The sequence below is a fragment of the Clostridium boliviensis genome (genome assembly GCF_033342255.1).
Classification (GTDB): Bacteria; Bacillota; Clostridia; order Lachnospirales; family Lachnospiraceae; genus Lacrimispora; species Lacrimispora boliviensis.
The window spans coordinates 185,883-209,970 of sequence record NZ_JAWONS010000109.1; the positions used below are offsets into that span (position 1 = coordinate 185,883).

The 24,088-nt window shown below is 43.3% G+C and carries 16 protein-coding genes; 14 read left to right on the forward strand and 2 right to left on the reverse strand.

Going from position 1 to position 24,088, the window contains the following annotated elements:
- The first annotated feature begins 101 nt into the window (after positions 1 to 101).
- From RZO55_RS07380 to RZO55_RS07415, 8 genes are all read left to right on the forward strand, one after another.
- A complete protein-coding gene (locus RZO55_RS07380; protein WP_318063637.1) occupies positions 102 to 1,376 on the forward strand; it encodes a BMP family ABC transporter substrate-binding protein in 1,275 nt (424 codons plus the stop codon).
- An 89-nt stretch (positions 1,377 to 1,465) separates the two neighbouring features.
- A complete protein-coding gene (locus RZO55_RS07385) occupies positions 1,466 to 3,016 on the forward strand; it encodes an ABC transporter ATP-binding protein (RefSeq protein ID WP_336624272.1) in 1,551 nt (516 codons plus the stop codon).
- Positions 3,013 to 4,116, forward strand: coding sequence for an ABC transporter permease (locus tag RZO55_RS07390; protein ID WP_318063638.1), 1,104 nt, complete (start codon positions 3,013 to 3,015; stop codon positions 4,114 to 4,116). The genes RZO55_RS07385 and RZO55_RS07390 overlap by 4 nt, the downstream gene beginning before the upstream one ends.
- Positions 4,117 to 4,131: 15 nt before the next feature.
- Positions 4,132 to 5,112, forward strand: a complete 981-nt coding sequence (locus RZO55_RS07395) for an ABC transporter permease (RefSeq protein ID WP_318063639.1) — start codon at positions 4,132 to 4,134, stop codon at positions 5,110 to 5,112.
- A 142-nt stretch (positions 5,113 to 5,254) separates the two neighbouring features.
- Positions 5,255 to 7,219, forward strand: coding sequence for an ATP-dependent zinc metalloprotease FtsH (gene ftsH / locus RZO55_RS07400; protein WP_318063640.1), 1,965 nt, complete (start codon positions 5,255 to 5,257; stop codon positions 7,217 to 7,219).
- A 169-nt stretch (positions 7,220 to 7,388) separates the two neighbouring features.
- A complete protein-coding gene (locus tag RZO55_RS07405) occupies positions 7,389 to 8,741 on the forward strand; it encodes a Wadjet anti-phage system protein JetA family protein (protein ID WP_336624273.1) in 1,353 nt (450 codons plus the stop codon).
- Complete coding sequence (locus RZO55_RS07410; protein ID WP_318063642.1) at positions 8,738 to 9,388, forward strand: DUF4194 domain-containing protein; 651 nt, start codon at positions 8,738 to 8,740, stop codon at positions 9,386 to 9,388. Before RZO55_RS07405 ends, RZO55_RS07410 begins: the two co-directional genes overlap by 4 nt.
- Entirely contained in the window at positions 9,369 to 12,743 is a 3,375-nt protein-coding gene (locus RZO55_RS07415; protein ID WP_318063643.1) for an ATP-binding protein, read from the forward strand. Before RZO55_RS07410 ends, RZO55_RS07415 begins: the two co-directional genes overlap by 20 nt.
- Before the next feature lie 57 nt (positions 12,744 to 12,800).
- On the opposite strand, the gene RZO55_RS07420 is transcribed toward RZO55_RS07415, so the two are convergent.
- Positions 12,801 to 14,744, reverse strand: coding sequence for a YARHG domain-containing protein (locus tag RZO55_RS07420; RefSeq protein WP_318063644.1), 1,944 nt, complete (start codon positions 14,742 to 14,744; stop codon positions 12,801 to 12,803).
- A 253-nt stretch (positions 14,745 to 14,997) separates the two neighbouring features.
- Here RZO55_RS07420 and uvrA point away from each other — a divergent pair, with 253 nt between their 5' ends.
- From uvrA to RZO55_RS07445, 5 genes are all read left to right on the forward strand, one after another.
- A complete protein-coding gene (gene uvrA, locus RZO55_RS07425; protein WP_318063645.1) occupies positions 14,998 to 17,826 on the forward strand; it encodes an excinuclease ABC subunit UvrA in 2,829 nt (942 codons plus the stop codon).
- Between the two features lie 61 nt (positions 17,827 to 17,887).
- Positions 17,888 to 18,025 carry a hypothetical protein gene (locus tag RZO55_RS07430; RefSeq protein ID WP_318063646.1) on the forward strand — a complete coding sequence of 46 codons (138 nt, stop codon included), beginning with the start codon at positions 17,888 to 17,890 and terminating at the stop codon, positions 18,023 to 18,025.
- 82 nt (positions 18,026 to 18,107) lie between these two features.
- Complete coding sequence (guaA, locus tag RZO55_RS07435) at positions 18,108 to 19,649, forward strand: glutamine-hydrolyzing GMP synthase (RefSeq protein WP_318063647.1); 1,542 nt, start codon at positions 18,108 to 18,110, stop codon at positions 19,647 to 19,649.
- Between the two features lie 120 nt (positions 19,650 to 19,769).
- The gene (locus RZO55_RS25865) at positions 19,770 to 20,021 is read left to right on the forward strand and encodes a hypothetical protein (protein WP_318063648.1); all 252 of its coding nucleotides are present in this window, start codon (positions 19,770 to 19,772) and stop codon (positions 20,019 to 20,021) included.
- Between the two features lie 784 nt (positions 20,022 to 20,805).
- Positions 20,806 to 21,624 carry a hypothetical protein gene (locus RZO55_RS07445; protein WP_318063649.1) on the forward strand — a complete coding sequence of 273 codons (819 nt, stop codon included), beginning with the start codon at positions 20,806 to 20,808 and terminating at the stop codon, positions 21,622 to 21,624.
- A 55-nt stretch (positions 21,625 to 21,679) separates the two neighbouring features.
- On the opposite strand, the gene RZO55_RS07450 is transcribed toward RZO55_RS07445, so the two are convergent.
- Positions 21,680 to 22,342 carry a hypothetical protein gene (locus RZO55_RS07450; RefSeq protein ID WP_318063650.1) on the reverse strand — a complete coding sequence of 221 codons (663 nt, stop codon included), beginning with the start codon at positions 22,340 to 22,342 and terminating at the stop codon, positions 21,680 to 21,682.
- 444 nt (positions 22,343 to 22,786) lie between these two features.
- Here RZO55_RS07450 and RZO55_RS07455 point away from each other — a divergent pair, with 444 nt between their 5' ends.
- Positions 22,787 to 23,728 carry a hypothetical protein gene (locus RZO55_RS07455; RefSeq protein WP_318063651.1) on the forward strand — a complete coding sequence of 314 codons (942 nt, stop codon included), beginning with the start codon at positions 22,787 to 22,789 and terminating at the stop codon, positions 23,726 to 23,728.
- The last annotated feature ends 360 nt before the right edge of the window (positions 23,729 to 24,088 follow it).

The following is a 24,088-nucleotide window of genomic DNA, read 5'->3' on the forward strand; positions in this document are numbered from 1 at the left end:
TGTATTTTTATTATAAGGGTATGACAATTACGTCAGGTGAGCCTTAGGCCCTTCCTGACGTTTTTTCATGGTCCCAGCTGATGTTTAAGGAGGAAAAGTCTATGAAATTAAGGAAAATGGTCGGCTTAGCACTTGCAGGTATGATGGCATTGTCCCTGACAGCATGCGGCGGTTCTGCTTCCAAAGCAACCACCGGAGCGGAAAAGACTGAGACACAGGCAGCAGAATCTGCAAAGACAGAGTCTGGTGCAGAAACCACAGAAGCTTCAAAAGGCGGCATTGCCAAAGAAGATTTAAAAGTTGGATTTATCTATGTTGGTGATGAAAATGAGGGCTATACTGCAGCTCATTATAAGGGAGCCATGGAAATGAAAGAGGCTCTTGGTTTATCTGATGACCAGATCATTATTAAATGGAATGTACCGGAAGATGAAACCTGTAAAGATGCAGCCATGGACCTTGCTGATCAGGGTTGCAACATCATTTTCGCTAACAGTTTCGGACATGAATCCTATATGCTGGAAGCTGCAAAGGAGTATCCGGATGTGCAGTTCTGCCACGCAACCGGCTATCAGGCAGCATTAAGCGGGCTGAGCAATATGCACAACTATTTCACCAATGTTTATGAGTCACGTTATGTATCCGGTGTTGTAGCAGGGCTTAAGTTAAACCAGATGGTGGAAGACGGCAAGGTGAATAAGGATGCGGTAAAGATCGGATATGTAGGTGCTTATCCTTACGCAGAGGTAATCAGCGGTTATACTTCTTTCTTCTTAGGTGTCCGTTCTGTATGTCCGGAAGCTACCATGGAAGTGAAATATACAAACAGCTGGGCTAGCTTCGATCTTGAGAAGGAAGCAGCAGATGCACTGATTTCTGACGGATGTGTATTAATCAGCCAGCATGCGGATACAACCGGTGCTCCTACTGCATGTGAGGCAGCAGGTGTTCCAGTCGTTGGCTATAATATTTCCATGATTGCAACCGCTCCGAAGACAGCACTTACTTCTGCATCCATCGACTGGGGCCCATATGTAACTTACGCAGTGCAGAGTGTCCTTGACGGCAAGGCCATTGATACAGACTGGTGCCAGGGATACAAAGATGGGGCTAACTCCATTACAGAGCTGAATAAGGATGCAGCAGCACCTGGAACAGAGGAGAAGGTAAAAGAAGTGGAATCTGCCATTAAAGCAGGAACTCTTCATGTATTTGATACATCTACCTTTACTGTAGACGGCAAAAAGCTGGAGACCTATAAAAAAGACGGAAGCGATGTGGAGTACATTGAAGATGGTTATTTCCATGAATCCGAGCACGGTTCCGCACCGGTATTTGATATTTTAATTGATGGTATCACCACCATTGATAACTAAGCTTCTGCCGGATTTAAATGAAAAGCGGCGCCAGTAAATCTGGCCCCGCTTTTTGCGGTTCAATAAGACAATGGAAAAATGAGGAAAATATGAAAACGGAGGTTAGCCGGGTGAACGATAATTATGCCATTGAACTGAAACATATCACAAAACGGTTTGGCCAGGTAGTTGCCAATGATAAAGTCTGCCTGTCTTTAAAAAAAGGAGAGATTCTCTCCATTCTGGGTGAGAACGGAAGCGGGAAGACCACTCTCATGAATATGATTTCGGGTATTTACTATCCGGACGAGGGACAGATATTCATTCATGGAAAAGAGGTTACCATACGGTCGCCCAAAGACTCTTTTGATCTGGGAATTGGTATGATCCATCAGCATTTCAAACTGGTAGATGTTCTGACTGCAGCAGAGAATATCATTCTGGGACTTCCTGGAAAAGAGATTCTGGACAGGAAGGCAGTGAATGATAAAATCAGGGAACTGACCGGAAAATATGGATTTGACTTAGATCCTGACCAGAAGATCTATCAGATGTCCGTATCCCAGAAGCAGACAGTTGAGATTGTGAAAATGCTTTACCGGGGCGTTGATATTTTAATCCTGGATGAGCCTACCGCCGTTTTAACCCCTCAGGAAGCCGACCGCCTCTTTGCTGTTTTGCGTAATATGAGAAAAGCCGGTCACTCCATTATTATTATTACGCATAAACTCCATGAGGTTCTGTCTCTTTCTGACCGGGTGTCTGTTTTAAGAAAAGGACAGTATATCGGCACCATCGATACTCCTGACGCTACGGAAGAGTCCTTAACGGAGATGATGGTTGGTAAGAAGGTAAGCTTAAACATCGAGCGTCCGGACCCTGTATCACCCAAGGAACGTCTCCATGTGAAAGGACTGACCTGTATCAACCGGGAAGGGGTAAAGGCTTTAAACAATGCCTCTTTTACAGCTAACAGCGGTGAGATTCTTGGAATTGCAGGAGTGGCAGGAAGCGGTCAGAGGGAGCTTTTAGAAGCTATTGCAGGACTCATTCCTTCTGCACAAGGCTCCATATCCTATTATCCGCCGGAAGGGGGAGAAAAGGAACTGACTTCTATGACAGCTGCTGAGATTGCAAAGATCGGAGTCCGTTTATCCTTTGTTCCGGAGGACCGTCTTGGTATGGGACTTGTGGGAGCCATGGATATGACTGACAACATGATGCTCAGAAGCTACAGGAAGGGAAAATCCCTTTTTGCTGACAGGAAAGAGCCAAAGAGCCTTGCAGAGCGTCTCATTGACGAGCTTGAGATCGCCACGCCGGGAACGGCAGTTCCGGTGCGGAAGCTTTCCGGAGGCAACGTTCAGAAGGTTCTGGTCGGAAGAGAGATTTCCCTGGCTCCGGCAGTTATGCTGGTGGCTTATCCGGTGCGTGGGCTGGATATTCACTCCTCCTATACCATCTACCATCTTCTCAATGAACAGAAGAAGCAGGGAACGGCTGTTGTCTGTGTGGGAGAGGACCTTGATGTATTGATGGAGCTTTGCGACAGGATCCTTGTCATGTGCGGCGGAGAGATCAGCGGCATTGTGGACGGAAGGACTGCAACAAAAGAAGAAATTGGAAAACTGATGATGAAGACAGGAGGAACACAAGGATGAGTAAGGGAAAGGAACCGGTTTTTCAGATGACAAAACGGGAAGCCATAGAGCCATGGAAGGCGTGGCTGATCCGTCTGGTTGCCGTTGCTCTGGCTCTGGCTGTCTGCGCAGTTGTAATTGTGGCTCTGACGGGACTGAATCCGGTAGAGGTTTATAAAGGGATCTTTGCAGGTGCAGTGGGAACGAAGCGCCGTACCTGGATGACCATTCGGGATACTCTGGTACTGCTTTGCATTGCAGTTGGCATTACACCTGCATTTAAGATGAGGTTCTGGAATATCGGAGCAGAAGGGCAGGTACTCATCGGTGGTGTGACCTCTGCAGCCATGATGATTTATCTGGGCAATACCCTTCCTCCTGTGATTTTATTCCCCTTAATGTTTGCAGGAAGTGCTCTGGCAGCCATGGCATGGGCTGTGATTCCGGCATTTTTTAAGGCTTATTGGAATACAAACGAGACGCTGTTCACGCTGATGATGAATTATGTTGCCATGCAGGTGGTTACCTTTGGAATCATTTTCTGGGAGAATCCAAAAGGCTCCAATTCCGTTGGAACCATCAATTCTGCAACTAAGGGAGGCTGGCTTTCCAAGCTCTCTGGACTGGAGTACGGCTGGAATCTGGTGATTGTACTGGCTCTGACTGCAGCCATGTTCATTTATCTAAGATACAGCAAGCACGGATATGAAATTTCGGTTGTGGGTGAAAGCGGCAACACGGCCAGATATGCAGGAATCAATGTAAAAAAAGTAATTTTAAGAACCATGGCGATTTCCGGAGCGGTGTGCGGAATTGCGGGATTTATCATTGTAAGCGGGGCCAGTCATACGATTTCCACCAGCACTGCAGGAGGAAGAGGATTTACGGCGATTATCGTATCATGGATGAGTAAGTTTAATACCTTTGCCATGATTTTAGTGTCGTTTTTCCTTGTATTCATGCAAAAAGGTGCAGGACAGATTGCATCCCAGTTCAATTTAAATGAGAATGCTGCAGACGTCATCACCGGAATTATCCTGTTCTTTATCCTGGGCTGTGAATTTTTTATTGATTATAAGTTGAGGATACGAGGGACTAAACAGGCATCAGCAGAAGAATAGGAAGGAGAAACGATCATGGGATTTTTGGTAATTTTTATTCAAAAAGTCATTGGTCAGGGAATTGGAATCCTTTATGGAGCCCTGGGTGAAATACTGACGGAAAAATCGGGCAATTTAAATCTCGGAATTCCGGGAATGATGTATATGGGAGGAATCGCAGGACTGATTGGCGCGTTCCTTTATGAAAGTTCCGCTGCAGAACCCAACGGTCTGGTCGGAGTAATTATTTCATTTTTATGTGCGTTTTTATGTGCGGCACTGGGTGGTCTGATTTACAGTATTTTAACCATCACACTTCGCGCAAACCAGAACGTGACAGGTCTTGCGCTCACCACGTTTGGCGTAGGTTTCGGTAATTTTTTCGGCGGTTCTTTAGCAAAGCTTGCAGGCGGAGTAGGTCAGATTTCCGTTGCAGCGACAGGAGCAGCTTTTAAGACACCAATACCAGGACTATCAAAGCTGGGTGTGATCGGGCAGGCCTTCTTCTCTTATGGCTTTTTAACCTATCTTGCCATTGTTTTAGCAATTTTACTCTCCTTTTTCTTAAACCGTACGAGAAAAGGACTGAATCTGAGAGCCGTTGGTGAAAGCCCGTCTACTGCAGATGCTGCCGGTATCCATGTGACTGCTTACCGGTATCTGGCTTCCTGTATCGGAGGCGGTTTAAGCGGACTGGGCGGTCTTTACTTTGTCATGGAGTATTCCGGCGGAACCTGGACCAACAATGGTTTTGGAGACAGAGGCTGGCTTGCCATCGCCCTGGTTATTTTTGCCCTCTGGAAACCGGTTAATGCCATCTGGGGCTCCCTGCTTTTTGGAGGACTTTATATCCTTTATTTATACATTCCCGGACTCAGCCGTAGCACTCAGGAGATTTTTAAGGCTCTGCCTTATGTGGTGACCATCGTGGTGTTAATTATAACCAGTTTAAGAAAAGAAAGAGAGCACCAGCCGCCGGCAAGTCTGGGGCGGGCTTATTTCAGGGAAGAACGTTAAAAAAATAAAAAGTGTTAATTACATCCAGTCCCCGTGTTTATAAGTATTTTATAATTCTTTTCTTGATTTATGGGGAGACTGACACTATAATGATAGAGGTATAGAATGGGTAGAAACTATTCGGATTGGAGAATTTACACAGATGGATAACAAGAATCAGAATAACAAAATGCCTAAGAATACCCAGGTCATCGTTATCTGGGTAACAGCGTTTCTGATTGCGGTAGCAGGAATCTCATATCTGCATAATGCCATAACAACGAGGACAAATAAAGAATTAAGCTATGATACCTTTATGAATATGGTGGATGAAAAGCAGGTAGAGTCGGTTATTGTAGAGGACAGCAGAATCAGTATTACTCCTAAGAAGACCTGGGAGGAATATAAACCAGGTGTCAGCTATTATACGGTAAGAATGGATAACGACTTAAACCTTGCTGAGCGTCTTCGCGATGCTGGTGTAGAGACCGTAAGGACACGCCGTGATGGAAACTTTTTCATCCAGACCATTGTCAGCTATCTTCTTTTATTCGCAGCAATGGGCTTCTTATTGAACTTCATGATGCGCCGTGTAGGCGGCGGCGGACTGATGGGCGTTGGTAAAAGCAATGCCAAGGTATACGTTCAGAAAGAGACAGGAATTACTTTTAAAGATGTGGCGGGTGAAGATGAAGCCAAGGAATCTCTGACAGAGATCGTGGATTTCCTTCATAACCCTGGAAAATATACAAAGATCGGTGCCAAGCTTCCCAAGGGAGCCCTTTTAGTAGGCCCTCCCGGAACAGGAAAGACATTACTTGCCAAGGCAGTTGCAGGTGAGGCTCATGTTCCTTTCTATTCTCTTTCCGGTTCTGATTTCGTGGAAATGTTTGTAGGTGTCGGAGCATCCCGCGTCCGTGATCTTTTTAAGCAGGCACAGGAATCTGCACCCTGTATCATATTTATTGATGAGGTGGATGCCATCGGTAAGAGCCGTGATTCCAGATTCGGCGGCGGCAACGATGAGAGAGAGCAGACATTAAACCAGCTGCTTTCTGAGATGGACGGTTTTGATTCTTCCAAGGGTCTTCTGGTTCTGGCAGCGACTAACAGGCCTGAGATCCTGGATCCGGCACTGCTTCGTCCCGGCCGTTTTGACCGGCGGATTATCGTTGATAAGCCGGATTTAAAAGGACGTGTGGACATCTTAAAGGTTCATGCAAAAGACGTGCTTTTAGATGATACAGTAGACCTTGATGCAATTGCTCTTGCAACTTCCGGAGCTGTTGGTTCTGATCTGGCCAACATGATTAATGAAGGAGCCATTCTGGCGGTAAAGAACGGACGCCATTCCGTATCCCAGAAGGATTTGTTTGAGGCTGTTGAAGTTGTCCTGGTTGGTAAGGAAAAGAAAGACAGAGTTCTTAATAAGGAAGAGAGAAGAATCGTATCCTATCACGAAGTTGGTCACGCTCTTGTCAGCGCACTCCAAAAGGATGCAGAGCCGGTGCAGAAGATCACTATAGTTCCGAGAACCATGGGAGCGTTGGGATACGTTATGCATGTTCCGGAGGAAGAGAAGTTCTTAAACTCCAAGAAAGAGCTCCATGCCATGCTGGTAGGCTATTTAGCCGGACGGGCAGCAGAAGAGATTGTTTTCGATTCCATTACTACGGGTGCGGCTAATGATATCGAGCAGGCCACCAAGGTTGCACGTGCCATGATCACCCAGTACGGAATGTCGGAGAAGTTTGGACTGATCGGTCTTTCCAGCAAGGAGGATCAGTATTTAAGCGGCAGAATGGTAATGAATTGTGCAGAAGCAACTTCATCCCAGATTGATGAAGAAGTCATGAAGATGTTAAAAGAGGCTTATGAAGAGGCCAAGGGTCTTCTGATGGAAAACCGGGATATTATGGATAAGATTGCTGAGTTCTTAATAGAGAGAGAGACCATTACCGGTAAGGAATTCATGAAGATCTTCCGTGAAGCAAAAGGTATTCCGGAACCGGTTAAATCAGACGAAGTATCGGGCAATGATGATTCCTCTGAGGAGCCAAAAGACGGATTGAACGATTGGGTGAAGGAAGAAATCCGTTCTGAGACCGAGGATGGAATGGATTTATAATCATTGTAACGTTTCACAAACTGATTGTAACCCATGGATATTTTTGGTATAATATAAATAATGGCGAAGAATCAAACGGCTGTCATATAGGATGATAGCCGTTTCTTTCTGTCTGTTTTTATAGGAATAACGAAGCGATGGGAGAGGAATCAAAACAACCATGATACTGATGAATGAGATACCGGACCGGTTCTGGGGACTGTTCCGTTCCATAAACCGGTCTACCTACATAGAAGCGCTTTTAAGAATCAATGAAGAATATGAATACAGCAACTATTTTTTAAGCCGGGAGGTGTGTCTTCAGGTTTTAGAGGAGTATTTTGTCCAGAAACGGCTGGTTATCTGGCAGGATGAGCTGGAAGATGAAGCGGATGAGCTGCTGCCTCCTGCATCCAGAGTATTAAACTGGCTTTTGAGGGCCGGCTGGCTTCGCAAGGTGGATGACTATGCCTCCATGACGGTGAATATCGTAATTCCGGATTATGCTGCTGTTATGATTGAGGCATTTTTTAAATTGTCAAGCGATGAAGAGGATGAGACCCAGATTTATGTTCAGAATATTTACGCCATTCTCTTTTCTTTAAAGAATGATCCCAGGGCGGGAATCAGCCTTTTAAATACCGCTTATATCAATACAAAACGTTTGAATAAATCATTACAGGACATGCTTCACAACATGGATAAGTTCTTTGCAAATCTACTGGAGCAGAAAGCTTACGGAGAACTGTTAAAGGATCATCTGGAAGGATATGTGGAGGAGATTGTAAAAAAGAAATATCACATTTTAAAGACATCAGATAACTTTTATCTCTATAAAAACGACATTAAACGGTGGATTGGAGATCTTCGTGAAGATGTTGCATGGATGGAGGAGATGGGCCGGCGAAGTGCAAACAAGGTAACTGCGGCCGATGTGGCGGAAAAGCTGGACCAGATTGAACGGGGGTTTGATCATATCGAACACCGTATTTCCAATATGGACAAGGAACACTCACGCTATATTCGCGCCACTGTTACAAGGCTTAACTATCTTCTCAATCAGGAGGATAACATGAAGGGGCTGGTTATCCGTTTATTAAACCATCTTTCTCTGGCGAAGGATCCGGAGGAGGCAATTGAAAAAGCAGGAAACTGCATGAATTTATCCCACTTTGCAATTCTTTCTGAAAAATCCATTTACAAAAAGAGAAAGAGCCGGACAGAGTTTAAAGAGACTCTTGTACCGGATGAGGAACCGGTCCAGCTGACTGCGGAAGAGATTTTGAATCTGAACAGGGTAAAGAACCGTTACACCCGGAAGGAAATTGAAAGTTATATCGAGTCCCGCATGGTACAGGGGCGTATGGAAGTCAGGGAGGATACCGTTTGCACACCGGAGGAACTTGAAAAGCTGATTCTGGCGTATGATTACTCCATAAGGAGAAAAAGCCTTTATCAGGTGGAGGACATGGAACCGGAGCTGATTGATAACGGAAGGTACCGCTATCCCAGGCTGGTATTTGTAAGGAGGAATGACGTATGACAAATGAAGAATATCCTGGCGTTATAAGCCAGATCCCATATTATGACGGTCTTTTACAGGGGGAAAAGGCGGAGTTAAGAGATGCAATCCGGATTCTGTTAAAACAGACCTTTATTCTGGAACACAAATACGACAAACGGTCCAACCGTTTTCTCTATAACCAGGAATTTAAAACCTGCAACAGGCATCTGGAATTTATCCGGGCATATCTGACTGTCAGCGGCATAAATGTGATGGAGAACAGCCAGCTTGGTCTGATCTATATTCAGGGAGAGGACACCATGGGAGAAAAACTGCCAAAGCTTGCAACCCTTTACTTACTGGTGCTGAAACTGATTTACGATGAGCAGATGGCAGCTGTTTCCACCAGCGTCAACGTTTATACCACAATCAGCGAGATTCACGACAAGCTTGGCAATTACCGTCTGTTTCGAAAGCAGCCGTCTGTCACGGAGATCCGACGTGCCATTGCCTTGTTAAAAAAGTACCAGATTCTGGAGCCGCTTGATGTTCTGGAAGATTTAGACGGGGACAACCGCATGATCATCTATCCCAGTATCAATGTAATTCTGTTCGGTGATGATGTGAGGGCCCTGCTGGAATCATTTGAGGAAGGAGAAGAAAGCGATGACGAATCAGAATTTTGAGGCTCTGTCCAGAATACTTTTAAATAACTGGCATTACATCAACCGGAAAACCTTATCATTTCATGAAGAGATCAATTTCTTTACCGGCCATTCCGGCAGCGGAAAATCTACGGTCATTGATGCAATGCAGATCCTTCTCTATGCCAATACCGACGGAAGAGGATTTTTTAATAAGGCTGCGGCCGATGATTCAGACAGGAATTTAATCGAGTATCTGAGGGGTATGGTAAACATCGGTGAGAACAACGAATTTGCCTATTTGAGGAATCAGAATTTCTCCACTACCATTGCTTTGGAATTAAAGCGGACGGATAACGGGGAATGCCAGTGTATCGGCATCATCTTTGATGTGGAAACTGCGACCAACGATATATCGAGGAAGTTTTTCTGGCACAAAGGCCCGTTGTGGCAGAATGAATATCGTACAGGGACAAGAACCATGACGATTGAGGAGGCAACTTCTTATCTTCAGCTTCATTTTGAGAAAGATGAGTATTTTACCACTTCTCATAATGAACGGTTCCGCAGACAGCTGTATGATGTCTATCTGGGCGGACTGGATTCGGAGAAGTTTCCCATTCTGTTTAAGCGGGCTATACCGTTTCGTATGAATATCCGGCTGGAGGACTTCGTAAAGGAATATATCTGCATGGAACAGGATATTCATATTGAGGACATGCAGGAAAGCGTTATGCAGTACGGACGCATGAGAAAGAAGATTGAGGATACCTTTGTAGAGATTGGCTATTTAAAGGAGATGAGATCACTTTACGATTCGGTTATGGAAAAAGATGAGGAGATCCGGTCAAACACCTACTTCTTTCGCAGAATGGAGATTCTGGACGATCAGACCCGGATTCAGGCACTGCGGGATAAGATCCGCCTGTCGGGGGAGGAGTATGCCCGTCAGGAAGAACGGAAAGAGGGATTAGATGCCCAGATTAATGATCTGACAAAGCAGGGAGAAGAGCTTCTTCGTCAGATATCATCCACCGGATATGAAGATCTGAAAAATCAGCTGGAATCAGCCAGCGAGCTAAAGAATCATTTAAATAAAAGTGTAATGAAATGGCAGCAGACTGCAGATCGATTACATGCGTGGATTGATGAAGAATCCACCTCCAACCAGACTATATGGGATATTGAGGAATTTGAGAAGAATACCATTAATGAGGAAAAACTGACCAGGTTAAAGAAATCCATAGCCCAGATGCAGGCAGAGACGGAAGATACGAAAAAAGAGGCAGAAAGCCTTTTGAGAGATATTAAAAAAAGGGAGCGTCAGACCAGTGAGGAGCTTGCCCAGCTAAAAGCAGGAAGCAAGGCTTATCCAAAGTATCTGGAGCGGGCCAAAACCTTTCTACAGCAGCGTCTCCTTGAGAAGACAGGCAAAGCAGTGGAGGTTCACTTTCTTGCGGATCTGTTAGATATTCGGGATGAGACATGGAGGAATGCGGCAGAAGGCTATCTGGGCAATCACAAGCTGTCTCTGGTTGTAACACCTGCCTATGCAAAAGCGGCCATGGAGGTCTATGAGGAACTGGACCAGAGTGAGGCTTTCCATGTGGCAGTTCTGGATACAGAGAGGGCAGGAGAGAGCACTCATGAGGTTCTTAAGAATTCTCTTGTGGAAGAAGTGATTGTGAGAGAGTCTTATTTACAGCCTTACATGGATCTGCTCCTTGGAAAGGTGATCAAATGCGAAAGCCTTGAAGAACTTCGCAGCTGCCGCATTGGTGTAACGCCGGAATGTATGCTGTACCACTCCTTCCGTCTGCAGAACATGAATCCTGATCATTACACCAGATTTGCCTATATCGGCAAGGACAGTGTACGCCGCAGAATCCGTCTTCTGGAAAAGAATCTGGAAGCCATGGAGGCGGAGAAGAAGCCGCAGGAACTGATTATAGGGGAGTGCAGCCGGATTCTTTCTCTGGAAGCTTTAACAGAGGGGACTGAGGTTTATGTGGAGTGGCAGCAGGAAATAGCAGCTTTTAAGGATAAAGAGAAAGAAATCAAAAAGCTGGAGCAGAAACTGGAAAAACTGAAGGCCCAGAATGTAGAGGAATGGGAAAAGGAACGGAAAGCCGTTTTAAGCCTTTGTGAGGGAAAACGAGCTGAGTTAAGGGCCTTAGACCGTCTCATGGGAGATCTCCAAAGAAAAGCGGAAGAATTCCAGCGTGAAGCAGTACAGCTGGAAGAGGAACTGGTTTCAAAGGAACGTGTTCTGGAAGATGACGAAAAGCTGGAGGAAGTATTAAAAGCTTCTCTGGAGGACAAGAATGCTCCCCGCTATGACCGTTTAAAGGATAAATACTACGCGCTTTTAAAGAGAGCTGAAGAGGCGCGGGAAGAGGCATACCGTCTTCTTGTCTCATCAAGAGGCGAGTATGTGCGCAGATATCCCAACCGGAATTTTTCCCTGACTGCAGAAGATAACCGGGAATATGACCGTCTTCTGGAGCTCATGGAATGTGCAGATCTGGAAGAATATAAGAATATGGCTGCAGAACAGGCAAAGTCCGCAGTGCTTCATTTCAAAGACGACTTTATGTTTAAGATCCGAAGTGCCATCCGAGATGCGCTCCAGAGAAAGGATGAGCTGAACCGGATTATCAGCAAGCTGGACTTTGGAAAGGACAAGTATCAGTTTGTCATTGGAAAAAATAAGGGACCGGACGGCAGATATTATGACATGTTCATGGATGATTCTCTGGAAATCAATCCTTCCCAGCTGACGGATAACCTGGATAATCAGATGGATCTTTTTACTATGGAACATGAAAACCAGTACGGGGAGTTAATCAATGATCTGATCAATATCTTTATTCCGCCGGATAACGCAACTCCCGAGCAGATGGAGGAAGCAAAGCGGAATATGGATAAATATGCAGATTACCGCACCTATCTGACCTTTGACATGCAGCAGCTGATTCAGAACGAGGATGAGGTCATTAAGATCCGCCTAAGCAAGATGCTTAAGAAGAATTCCGGAGGTGAGGGGCAAAATCCTCTTTACGTGGCTCTTCTTGCCAGCTTTGCCCAGGCATACCGGATCAATGTGCCTCAGAAGATACAGAGGAATCCAACCATACGGCTGGTAGTCCTTGATGAAGCATTTTCCAAAATGGACGCAGAAAAGGTGGCAAGCTGTATCGAGCTGATCCGGGGTCTTGGCTTTCAGGCCATTATCAGCGCTACCAATGATAAGATCCAGAACTACGTGGAGAATGTGGACAAGACCTTTGTCTTTGCTAACCCAAACAAAAAATCCATTTCCATACAGGAATTTGAGAGGGAGAGTTTCACACGGCTGATGAAGGAGCTTGAAGAGGAAACGGATGACATAGTATAAAACTATACGTAAAAAATCACCTTGCCCGGCTTTTTCAAGCCGCAGCAAGGTGATTTTTTATCCCCAGGCAGGAACTGCCAGATAATATGCTGTATCGGGATCAAAATCCCAGTCTGTTTCCTTTACCCAACCGCAGTCTCCGGCCTCGTTCATAACCAGCACAAACGAGTGTCCGTCCTTTAACGCCCAGCCTATGGGACAGACCGTTTCCCCGGCGCTGACTGTGAAAGCGGGCGTGTCTCCTTCCATGGTGGCTGATACAGGAAACGGGTGGGATACCACATAATATTGACTGGGATTGTTATGGAGGAACGCATTGGTGACCAGATAATAATCCTTTTTAAAATAAATCTCCTGCGGGACCTCTTTAAATTTCCCGTCTTTGTAGGAAAAAAACAGATCTGTAAAGTAACATCCAAATTGGAGAGAGGAACCTGAAAATGGAGTGTCTGCAGAGACTGCCAGGATGCCGTCTCCTTCCGCTCTCAGACCGTTCTGACGAAACAGTTTACCATTACCGCCGCATACGGGACCTGCCAGATCCCCGATCAGCTTCAGGCTGCCGTTTTGGTAGCGGTAGAAGCTGAAAGAGAAAATGGAATCTGATTCCTGGTGTATACTCAAATGAAGTTCAATTTCTTTGTCCTTTTTATTAAGATCCAATGCCGTAAGATTGATGTTGCCCCTTATATTTTCCGGAATGGAGTTCTGGTACGTTCCGTTTATATAAAGCCTGAATTTTTTTTCATTCGGATCTTCTCTGCCATCGGTGCTGGTCCAGCGGATGGATTCACAGTTACCATCACCGTCCAGGTCCAGAAGATAATCTTTGTCAGCTTTAAGGTTGACACCATCATTGGAGATTTCCTTGTCTGGCAGCTGATTCTCCGCTGTTTTAATCAGATTCAGATTTTTCTTTTCCACCTCATTTAAGGAATCTTCTTTGAAATCAGAAGGGTCTGTCACAGGTTGATACCACGATTTACTGTTAAAATATTCCTGTAAATCAGCCGCATCGAACTTTCTTCCATGGCGGGCATAGATTTCGTTTCTTGCCAGTCTCAGAGTGGCTGGGTCTGCTTCCAGCAAGTCTCCTCCCGTGAGGCAGCTGGTGCTGCTTTCCGGAAATATATATTCCGGCTCATCCTTTGTCTCCACGGCTTCGTCCGCGGATTTTTGTGCAGCTGTCATGAGCTGTTTCCCATAGTTATTAAGCATTTTTTCAATCTGTCCATAAGGGATCAGAGTTTCCTCTGTTACAGCAGATAATAGAATTCCATCTTTTAATAGTGCAAACTGATTCAGACCGGAAGTCATGATCTGCGTAAGAAGGGAAGCGTTGGAGCCACCGGCAGATTCCTGTCCTGCGGCTGCCTGTGCAAGGGCCAGCTTCAGAGACTCCGGATCATCGGAAAGAGCGGAAAGCGTTATCTTTTTCCCTTTTTCTACATCATAGGAACTTAAATAGGTAAAAGTATCATGCCGGTCATTTCCACGGATATCTGTGCCGTTCTGTCTCAGACTTAAAATTGTTCCATCGTTTTTTAGCACCTGATAATCAAAGGTAAAAAGATAGTTATTCAGGGACGTTTTGCCTGCTGACGCCGGTGGAATATCCATCGTGTCACTGATAAAGCCGGAGCATCTTGTATCCTGATCATTCTCTCTTAAGCTCCTGTTGATGAGATACTGGGAATCGGGTTTATCAGGGATTATGACCTCCGGTACCCGGCTGTTCCACCGATATAACAGGGTACCCTGATCGGTATAAGTCTCATTATTGTCTGCAGACCAGGTTTTAACAGTGACCTGACTGCCATTTTCATTCGTGTCTGATTTTCCAGTTCCGGTACTGTTTTGTTCCTTCTTTGTGGTATCCTGATTCGTCAGGGACTCCGCCGGCGAAGAAGGGGTTTCCTCCAGCAGGGAGTTTCCTGTACATCCGGATATAGTTAAGGAAAGAGCAAGCAGTACAACTGGCAGTAATGGATGTGGTTTCATATTTTCTCAGCCCTCTTTTTTAGTATATAATGATTATACCATGCTTTCTTTTTGATAAATAGTTTTTTGATAAATTTCATGTGAAAGGCGAAAGCAGGATTACTGAAAAAATATCGAACAAATGTTTGCAATGCGGCTGATGTTGTGCTATAATGGGGAAAATGCTGAGTAACTACAGGTGCGGACTTCATATCATAAGTCCGCATTCGATTGTTGTAAGATTAAGAATTTGAGGATATAACAGGAGTACAGTATGGCGAAACAGTATATTAAGATAAGAGGTGCCAATGAGCACAACCTAAAGAACGTGAGTCTGGACATTCCCAGGAATGAGCTGGTTGTATTAACCGGTCTCAGTGGTTCCGGGAAGTCTTCCCTGGCCTTTGATACCATTTATGCGGAAGGTCAGAGGCGGTACATGGAGTCTCTATCCTCCTATGCGCGGCAGTTCCTCGGCCAGATGGAAAAACCGGATGTGGAGAGCATCGAGGGTCTGTCACCGGCTATTTCCATCGATCAGAAGTCAACCAACCGTAACCCGCGTTCTACAGTAGGTACCGTAACGGAAATTTATGATTACATGAGGCTTCTTTATGCCAGAATAGGGATTCCCCACTGTCCGAAGTGCGGAAGAGAAATCCGCAGACAGACCATAGACCAGATGGTGGATCAGATTATGGAGCTTCCGGAGCGGACCAGAATCCAGCTGCTGGCTCCGGTTGTGCGCGGACGAAAAGGGGAACATGCCAAGGTTTTAGAGAGCGCGCGTAAGAGCGGATACGTAAGAGTCCGGATTGACGGCAATCTCTATGAGCTTTCTGAAGAGATCAAGCTGGAGAAGAATATCAAGCACAGCATAGAAGTGGTGGTGGACCGTCTGGCGATCCGTGAGGGAATTGCAAAGCGTCTTACCGATTCCATTGAGACAGTGATGGAGCTGGCAGGCGGTCTGATGACCGTGGATGTCATTGATGGAGCCCCCATTCATTTCAGCCAGAGCTTTTCCTGTCCGGACTGCGGAATCAGCATCGAGGAAGTGGAGCCTAGAAGCTTCTCCTTTAATAACCCCTTTGGTGCCTGCCCGGACTGTTTCGGTTTAGGATACAAGATGGAGTTTGATGAGGACTTAATGATTCCTGATAAGAGCTTAAGCATCGATCAGGGAGCCATTACTGTGCTTGGCTGGCAGTCCTGCACGGATAAGGGCAGTTATGCACGTGCGATTCTGGACGCGCTTGCCAGGGAGTACAATTTCAAGCTTGACACTCCTTTTGAGAAGTATCCAAAGGAGATCCATGACATTCTCATCCACGGAACCAACGGCAAAGAGGTCAAGGTTTATTATAAAGGCCAGCGTGGAGAGGGAATTTATGACGTGGCATTTGAAGGACTGATCCAGAACGTTGCCAGACGATACCGGGAGACCTATTCTGAATCCTCCAAGGCAGAATATGAGACATTTATGAGGATTACACCCTGTCCTTCCTGCGGCGGTATGAGATTGAAGAAGGAATCCCTGGCTGTAACAGTAGGGGATCAGAATATATATGAAGCGACGAATATGTCCATCGTCCGTTTCCGTAATTTTATGGACCAGCTGCAGCTGACGGATATGCAGCATGCCATCGGAGACCAGATCTTAAAGGAGATCCGAGCCAGAATCTCATTCCTCATTGATGTAGGTCTGGATTATCTGACACTGACCCGCGCCACTGGAACCCTTTCCGGCGGAGAGGCTCAGAGAATCCGTCTGGCAACCCAGATCGGTTCCGGACTTGTGGGTGTGGCGTACATCTTAGATGAGCCCAGTATCGGCCTTCATCAGAGAGATAATGACAAACTGTTGAAGACGCTTCTTCACCTGCGTGATCTGGGCAACAGCGTGATCGTGGTAGAGCATGACGAGGACACCATGATGGCAGCTGACTGTATCGTGGATATCGGACCCGGAGCCGGTGAGCACGGGGGCAATGTGGTTGCGGTAGGAAATGCAAAGCAGATCATGAAGAACAAGAACTCCGTTACCGGCGCTTATTTAAGCGGTAAAATCAAAATTCCGGTTCCCCAGGAGAGAAGACAGCCTACCGGCTATCTTACAGTCAAAGGAGCCAGAGAGAACAATTTAAAGAATATCGATGTGACCTTCCCTCTGGGAGTGATGACCTGTGTCACCGGTGTTTCCGGTTCCGGTAAGAGCTCTCTGGTTAACGAGATCCTTTATAAGGCCCTTGCTAAGAAGTTAAACAGGGCAAGAACCATTCCCGGCAAGCATAAGGAGATTACAGGTACAGAACAGCTGGATAAGATTATTGCAATTGACCAGTCACCCATTGGAAGAACTCCACGGTCCAATCCCGCTACTTATACCGGCGTGTTTGATCTCATCCGTGATTTATTTGCTTCTACGGCAGATGCCAAGGCAAAAGGGTACTCCAAGGGCAGATTCAGCTTTAACGTGAAGGGCGGTCGATGTGAAGCCTGCAGCGGTGACGGTATCATCAAGATCGAGATGCATTTCCTCCCGGACGTTTATGTGCCCTGTGAGGTCTGTGGCGGCAAGCGCTATAACCGTGAGACACTGGATGTAAAATATAAAGGAAAGACAATCTACGATGTTTTAAACATGACGGTGGAGGAAGCACTGAAGTTTTTCGAGAATGTTCCTACGATTGCCAGGAAGATTTCCACGCTCAATGACGTGGGATTATCCTATATCCGTCTAGGACAGCCATCGACGGAGCTATCCGGCGGAGAAGCCCAGAGAATAAAGCTGGCTACGGAATTAAGCAAGCGCGGAACCGGCAAGACCATCTACATTCTGGACGAGCCGACGACAGGTCTTCACTTCGCTGATGTCCACAAACTGATCGAGATTCTCCGTAAGCTGTCAGATGGCGGCAATACGGTGGTTGTCATCGAACATAACTTAGACGTTATAAAAACAGCCGATTATCTTATCGATATCGGTCCGGAAGGCGGAGACAAGGGCGGGACGATTATTGCCCAGGGTACACCAGAGGAGATTATAACTTGTCCACAATCTTATACCGGTCAATATATAAAGAAATATTTAGAGAAGTAAAAGTGGCTTTGTAAGCGGAAAATCCCGGATATTTTTAAGCCCTTTGTCTCCGCCGCCTCCTGTGCAGGAACAATTACAGAAGGCGGTGGGGGCAAAGGGATTTCCCGGCATGTTTCGCTTTTTCTGTCTGATTGGTGAGAAAAAGAAGTTTAAAGGAACCTTTGGTTGTCAGATTCGACATCTTTTATCTGAAACATAGAAAATACTTGTCAAGCCATTGGAAGTAGAATATAATATTATCCAAATGCTATTTGTTGAAGCTTAAATTAGGAGGAATACCCGTGAAGAGAGAAATGATTATCGTTCTGGATTTCGGCGGACAGTACAATCAGCTGATTGCCAGAAGAGTCAGAGAATGCAACGTTTACTGTGAGGTCCATCCACACACACTGCCACTGGACAAGATTAGAGAGATGAACCCCAAAGGAATCATATTCACAGGTGGTCCAAACAGTGCATATAAGGAAGAGTCCCCTTGCTGTGAAAAAGAAATCTTTGAAATGGGAATCCCGATCCTGGGAATCTGTTATGGCTCCCAGTTAATGGCTCATATGCTGGGTGGCAAGGTTGCCACAGCTCCTGTCAGCGAATACGGAAAGACAGAAGTTCATGCAGAACCCGGCAGCAAAATATTAGAGAATGTAAGTCCGAAGACCATCTGCTGGATGAGTCATACAGATTATATAGAGAAAGCACCGGAAGGCTTTACTGTTACCGCTCATACTCCGGTATGTCCGGTTGCAGGAATGGAATGCGAGGAAAAGGGGCTTTATGCCGTTCAGTTCCACCCGGAGGTTATGCACACACAGGAAGGAACAAAAATGCTTTCCAACTTTGTTTATAATGTGTGTAAGTGTATCGGTGACTGGAAGATGGATTCCTTCGTGGAAACATCGATTCAGTCAATCAGAGATAAGGTTGGCGATGGAAAGGTTCTTTGCGCGTTGTCTGGCGGTGTGGATTCTTCTGTTGCAGCGGTTATGCTGGCAAAGGCTGTTGGTAAGCAGCTTACCTGCGTATTTGTTGATCATGGTCTGCTTCGTAAAGACGAAGGTGACGAGGTTGAGGCAGTATTTGGACCTGCAGGTCCATATGATTTAAACTTTATCCGTGTAAATGCTCAGGAACGTTTCTATGAGAAACTGAATGGGGTAGAAGATCCGGAGACAAAGCGGAAAATTATCGGTGAAGAATTTATCCGTGTTTTTGAGGATGAAGCGAAGAAGATTGGAACAGTGGACTATTTCGTTCAGGGAACGATTTATCCTGATGTGATTGAATCTGGTCTTGGTAAGTCGGCAGTGATTAAGTCCCATCATAATGTGGGTGGACTTCCTGAGCATGTTGATTTCAAGGAGATCATTGAGCCGCTTCGTCTTTTATTTAAAGACGAGGTTCGTAAAGCCGGTCTGGAGCTTGGAATTCCGGAATATCTGGTTTACCGTCAGCCATTCCCGGGTCCGGGTCTTGGCGTTAGAATTATTGGTGCGATTACACCGGAAAAGGTGCGGATTGTACAGGAGGCAGATGCGATCTATAGGGAAGAGATTGCTAAGGCAGGCGTGGATAAAGGACTGGGACAGTACTTTGCTGCACTTACGAATATGCGTTCCGTTGGATGCATGGGCGATGAGAGAACCTATGATTATGCGATTGCTTTGAGAGCAGTGTTGACTTCGGACTTTATGACTGCGGAATCAGCAGAGCTTCCCTGGGAGGTTCTGGGGGTTGTGACCAGAAGGATTGTAAATGAAGTGAAGGGCGTGAACCGGGTGCTGTATGACTGCACGGGGAAACCGCCGGCTACGATTGAGTTTGAATAAAATATTTAGAGCCAGAAAACCTTGCAAAATCAAGGGAATCTGGCTCTTTTCTTTTTGCAGTGGAACTAAAATGGAACTAGAGACAATCCTGGAGTTTTTCCGCCACCTCATCACGCTTGTGTGGGAACAGGTGGAAATAAGTGTTTAGCGTGGTTTCTACCTTCTTATGGCCCAGGCGGTCAGCTATTGCCTTCAGGGGGTAATGATTGGTCAGGTTTTTGGGGCGGATATATTGGTGCTATAATAGGCGGTGTCTGTACTGTAATTGGGGTATATTGGATAATTGAATATTCACAAGAAAATAACAAGGAAGATGTAAGGAAAAGGGTATTGCCATATATGGCTTTAACTGTTTTACACAAGGAAATATAAACTAATATATTTAATCTTTTAGGAGATTTTACCCTTAAATTACACTATGAGGATATATATACAAATGCATATAACCAGAAATACCGGAAAAGTATTCGAGAAAAAGGCAACAGAATTATTGCGGCCTGCCGCAGGGAAAAGTAATTGCACATTGAAATGGGATATGTTACCATAGTGACATGAGATAACCGTGTACAAGGTGGTGGCCTCCCAGAAGGGAGGTGATGCCAATGTTTGACTTCAAGGACTTAATGCAGTTCGGACTGTTCATCATTGCATTACTTGCCTTTATCTATTCGCTGATAAAGAAGTAAGTACATAAAAAACCGCCCCTTGTACTCTGACGGGAGTAGGGGCGATTCTTCAAACCATTATTCCGAGGTCAACCACTTTGTGGGCGGTTATCTCTTTGTAGTTATAATATATCATATCTGGATTGGTATTTCAATATTATAGAGGGAAATAAAATTCTCTGTGTTCGACTGTAGAGCGAGAAATCGTATATTATATGGGGATAAGTGAGGTATGATAGGAAGAAATAAGATCCTTGCTGTTCGATTGAAATGTCCGGATCGGGAAGCTGATAGCCCCAATAATAAGCATAGCATGATCTGGGGATTCCAGAATATTCATATTATTACACATCTATAGATTCATTAATTATGATACTTGTATCAAAAAAACTGAGATTACCACTTTGGTCGATATATACCGGGGGAATGACAGGGGTTAGCATTCCAAGAGAACTATGTGGTATGAAAATATAGAATTTAAGGAGGAAAGTATGAACAAGAAAAGTATGCATAAAAAAGAAAGAGATATTTTTTTTGAAGATGTGGACGGATATATTGTATTTGTGATAGTTACTTTAGTATTTGCAATAATAGAATTTTTAAAAATACATGTAAGTACTTTGATGAATAATTATGTATGGATTTATGAATTTGCAAAAAAAATATATTGTAATTTGGATATTAACACATTGTTTTCTACGCAGGTGATGGTAGCAGCACTCATGCTTTCTGTGGTGGCTATTATCGCCGGAAATGTTAATGATCGTTGTTTAAATGTTTCTTACAAACGTATCTTTTTTAAGTCATTTATATATAAAAACAATTATATTACGTTAGCATTTAAGATGCTTATTACAATTTTGTTAGGGGTGTTTGAATTTTTATTTGTATTAAGAGGAACTTTATTTTTTACATTGATTTGTACACTATATTTTTTGTTTCAGATGTTGGAAATGACTTATGTGATGATATCTAAGAAATCATTAATTTATATTAGGCTTTATTATTATATAAATTTTAATAGCGATGTATTAAAAATATGTGTTAATAAAGTTAGAGACTGGAAAATATCAGTAGAATCACATAATCAGTATATTATTCAAGAATTAGTACTTCTAAAGCTTATAGGAGATAAATCCAATGAAAGTGATAAAACAATGTGCAACAATCACGCTTTAGAACTAATGAGTAAAGAGAAGAAGTATTTGATAAATAATATAGATAAAAAAATAGACAAAACACACTTATTCGATGATCCAGATGATAAAACTAGTTTTCAAGTATGGCTAGAGGAGTTGTTAAGTCGATAGATAGGGATTGTACATTGATAATTAAATATTGATAGTTAGTGAATTTACTAATATTCTAATCTTTTGAATAAAATATTTTAACTTGATTTAAATCATATAACAATTCATTATACTTATTATAATCACGGTAAAACAAATCCTTTATAATAGGTGTTATGGCAATAATAATGGAAAAAATACAAATAATAATAAATATAATTTGTAAAGACATATTAAATACTTCTTCAATAGTTACAGCATCTGCTATTTTTTGCGCAGCATAAATTACGATAGGTATTATAATCGCACCCAGTGCTTTGAGTGGTTTTTTCAAGGGCAATAAGTAGTCACATTGTATTTGCGCATTAGTTGCTTCAGTTATTAACAAATCGATTGTATCTGTGTCAGCTGATTTGATATCATAGATATTTAATACTGATATTATCATATTCATTCTTTTTTGAGAGTAAAGTTTATAATGATTATCTAGCATATTTCTGAGATTTTTCTTTTTAGAATCAATTATAAAAAATATAATAAATAATAATATGGCAATTCCGTAAGTAATGAAGGCCCATATTATTTTATGTGTTACACTAAAAATGAGTCCGATTACTCCAATAACAAATAAAAGTACAATAGCTATTTTTCTGTATAAAGGAAGTTTGGTAAAAGGAATAAGATTTTTTATTTCCTTTAGTCCAAGTTTATATTCAATAAAAAAATCACAAAATCTCATAACAAATATCCTTCTTTCGTTGTTTAATTATAATCCCACTGAAACTTACACTCTCAGTTGGAAAATTCATTGATGGCTTATCAATGTCATTATCTATCTGAAATTCAAATAGAGATATCTGTAAAGGAAATTCCTCTTAAACCAGAAAAAAGATTTCATCAAATTCAATGGATAATTAAATTCATATGTCTTTTCATATTCTGAAAAGTACGGATAAAACGAATTCTCTTACCTATTGTCATAGGAAACATCCTGTATTTTTTATTAAATCTAGTATAGCAGAGTTTGCTCTGAAACTCAATAAAACTTAATGATGAATACATCATCCCTCACATACACAACTATGCAGGAAATCTGGTATTGTTTTTCTACTTTCCTATTGACAAAATGTTCACTAATAAGTAAACCAAGACACGCCGGAAAGTGCACGGAAAGGGGTTTATCATGTTAAAAATGTTAGAAAAAAATGATTTTCAAGAGATTCAGTCATGGGTACATCGTAATGCAAGACCACTAGAATATACTTTGTGGAAATTTCATTTTGAGAGTGGGAGTATAGAAGATGTATTAGCGGCGTTAGCTGTATATCAGAATGATGATGGTGGTTTTGGGAAAATTTTAGAGCCGGATAACTGGAATCCGGAATCTACACCATATAATACCGAATTCGCAATCAATATTTTAAAACAGGTTGGTTTCTATGATTTGACGCATCCGATTTATCGAGGTATTCTTAAACACCTTGAAGATACAATTTATCAAGGATTTAGTGGGTGGTTCTTTACTGTCCCTGGGAATAATGTATATCCCCATGCAATTTGGTGGACACATAATGAGAAAGAAAATAATGAACACCAGAATATTGGGATAACAGCAAGCTTATCAGGATTTATTCTTCGCCATACAGAGCCTGAAATAAAGTTATATAATAAAGCGCTGGAATATACAGAAATGTTATTTGACAAATTAAGCAGTGATGATAATTATGGTGATATGGGACTCTTGGGATATTGTTCTTTGTATGAAGATTTAAAAGAAACAGAGCTTCATGATAGATTTGATTTGAAGTTTTTAAAGGAGAAAACCTCCTTAATGATAGAGGAACATTTTCATGAATATGTTTGGACAAACCATCAGGATTTAGCAACAGTATTACCAACAACTTCTGTTTTCTACTATAAAGGAAAAGAACAAGTAGTAGCTAATGCCCTTGATGAATTGATTAATATCAGACCTAGTCAGGGTGTGTGGGGAATTCCGTGGGAATGGTATGATAATGGTTTATATGTTAGAGAATTTGCAATTAGTGAAAACTGGTGGAAATCATACAAAACCATTGAGAAAGTATTGTTTATAAGAGAACATGGAAGGTTAAGAATGGAGTAGTCATTAGTAAACTTAAGTTCCACCTCCAAAGACAGCGAGGAGATTAATTGTTTTCTCTCCCCGTTGTTTTACTCTTATAAATTTGCTGAATTCTTAATCGAGGAGGCAGTAATAATCAACACTAAATATTTGGTGCATGCGTCTAACCTTAACTCTCATTCAGACAAGATTTTACATACTATTTTTTTGATTCGGAGGCCTTCTTTGGGTACCTGCGGTAGTGTTTAATTAGATAAGTGATTCAGTCATAGAAGTTCAATTTGAGCTTCTATTTTTTATGCTCTTTAAGCTGTAATAAAACAATAACCTGATTCGGAAAAACTGAGCAGGATCAACTACGATCAGTAACTTCTGCCATAA

Excerpts from the sequence above, each read along its gene's own strand:
- RZO55_RS07405 (WP_336624273.1), top strand. The coding sequence starts at position 7,389 with ATGAATGAGATACCGGACCGGTTCTGGGGACTGTTCCGTTCCATAAAC.
- RZO55_RS07395 (WP_318063639.1), top strand. The coding sequence starts at position 4,132 with ATGGGATTTTTGGTAATTTTTATTCAAAAAGTCATTGGTCAGGGAATT.
- ftsH (WP_318063640.1), top strand. The coding sequence starts at position 5,255 with ATGGATAACAAGAATCAGAATAACAAAATGCCTAAGAATACCCAGGTC.
- RZO55_RS07390 (WP_318063638.1), top strand. The coding sequence starts at position 3,013 with ATGAGTAAGGGAAAGGAACCGGTTTTTCAGATGACAAAACGGGAAGCC.
- RZO55_RS07455 (WP_318063651.1), top strand. The coding sequence starts at position 22,787 with ATGTTAAAAATGTTAGAAAAAAATGATTTTCAAGAGATTCAGTCATGG.
- RZO55_RS07445 (WP_318063649.1), top strand. The coding sequence starts at position 20,806 with ATGAACAAGAAAAGTATGCATAAAAAAGAAAGAGATATTTTTTTTGAA.
- RZO55_RS07410 (WP_318063642.1), top strand. The coding sequence starts at position 8,738 with ATGACAAATGAAGAATATCCTGGCGTTATAAGCCAGATCCCATATTAT.
- RZO55_RS07420 (WP_318063644.1), bottom strand. The coding sequence starts at position 14,744 with ATGAAACCACATCCATTACTGCCAGTTGTACTGCTTGCTCTTTCCTTA.
- RZO55_RS07380 (WP_318063637.1), top strand. The coding sequence starts at position 102 with ATGAAATTAAGGAAAATGGTCGGCTTAGCACTTGCAGGTATGATGGCA.
- RZO55_RS07450 (WP_318063650.1), bottom strand. The coding sequence starts at position 22,342 with ATGAGATTTTGTGATTTTTTTATTGAATATAAACTTGGACTAAAGGAA.
- uvrA (WP_318063645.1), top strand. The coding sequence starts at position 14,998 with ATGGCGAAACAGTATATTAAGATAAGAGGTGCCAATGAGCACAACCTA.
- RZO55_RS07385 (WP_336624272.1), top strand. The coding sequence starts at position 1,466 with ATGAAAACGGAGGTTAGCCGGGTGAACGATAATTATGCCATTGAACTG.
- RZO55_RS07415 (WP_318063643.1), top strand. The coding sequence starts at position 9,369 with ATGACGAATCAGAATTTTGAGGCTCTGTCCAGAATACTTTTAAATAAC.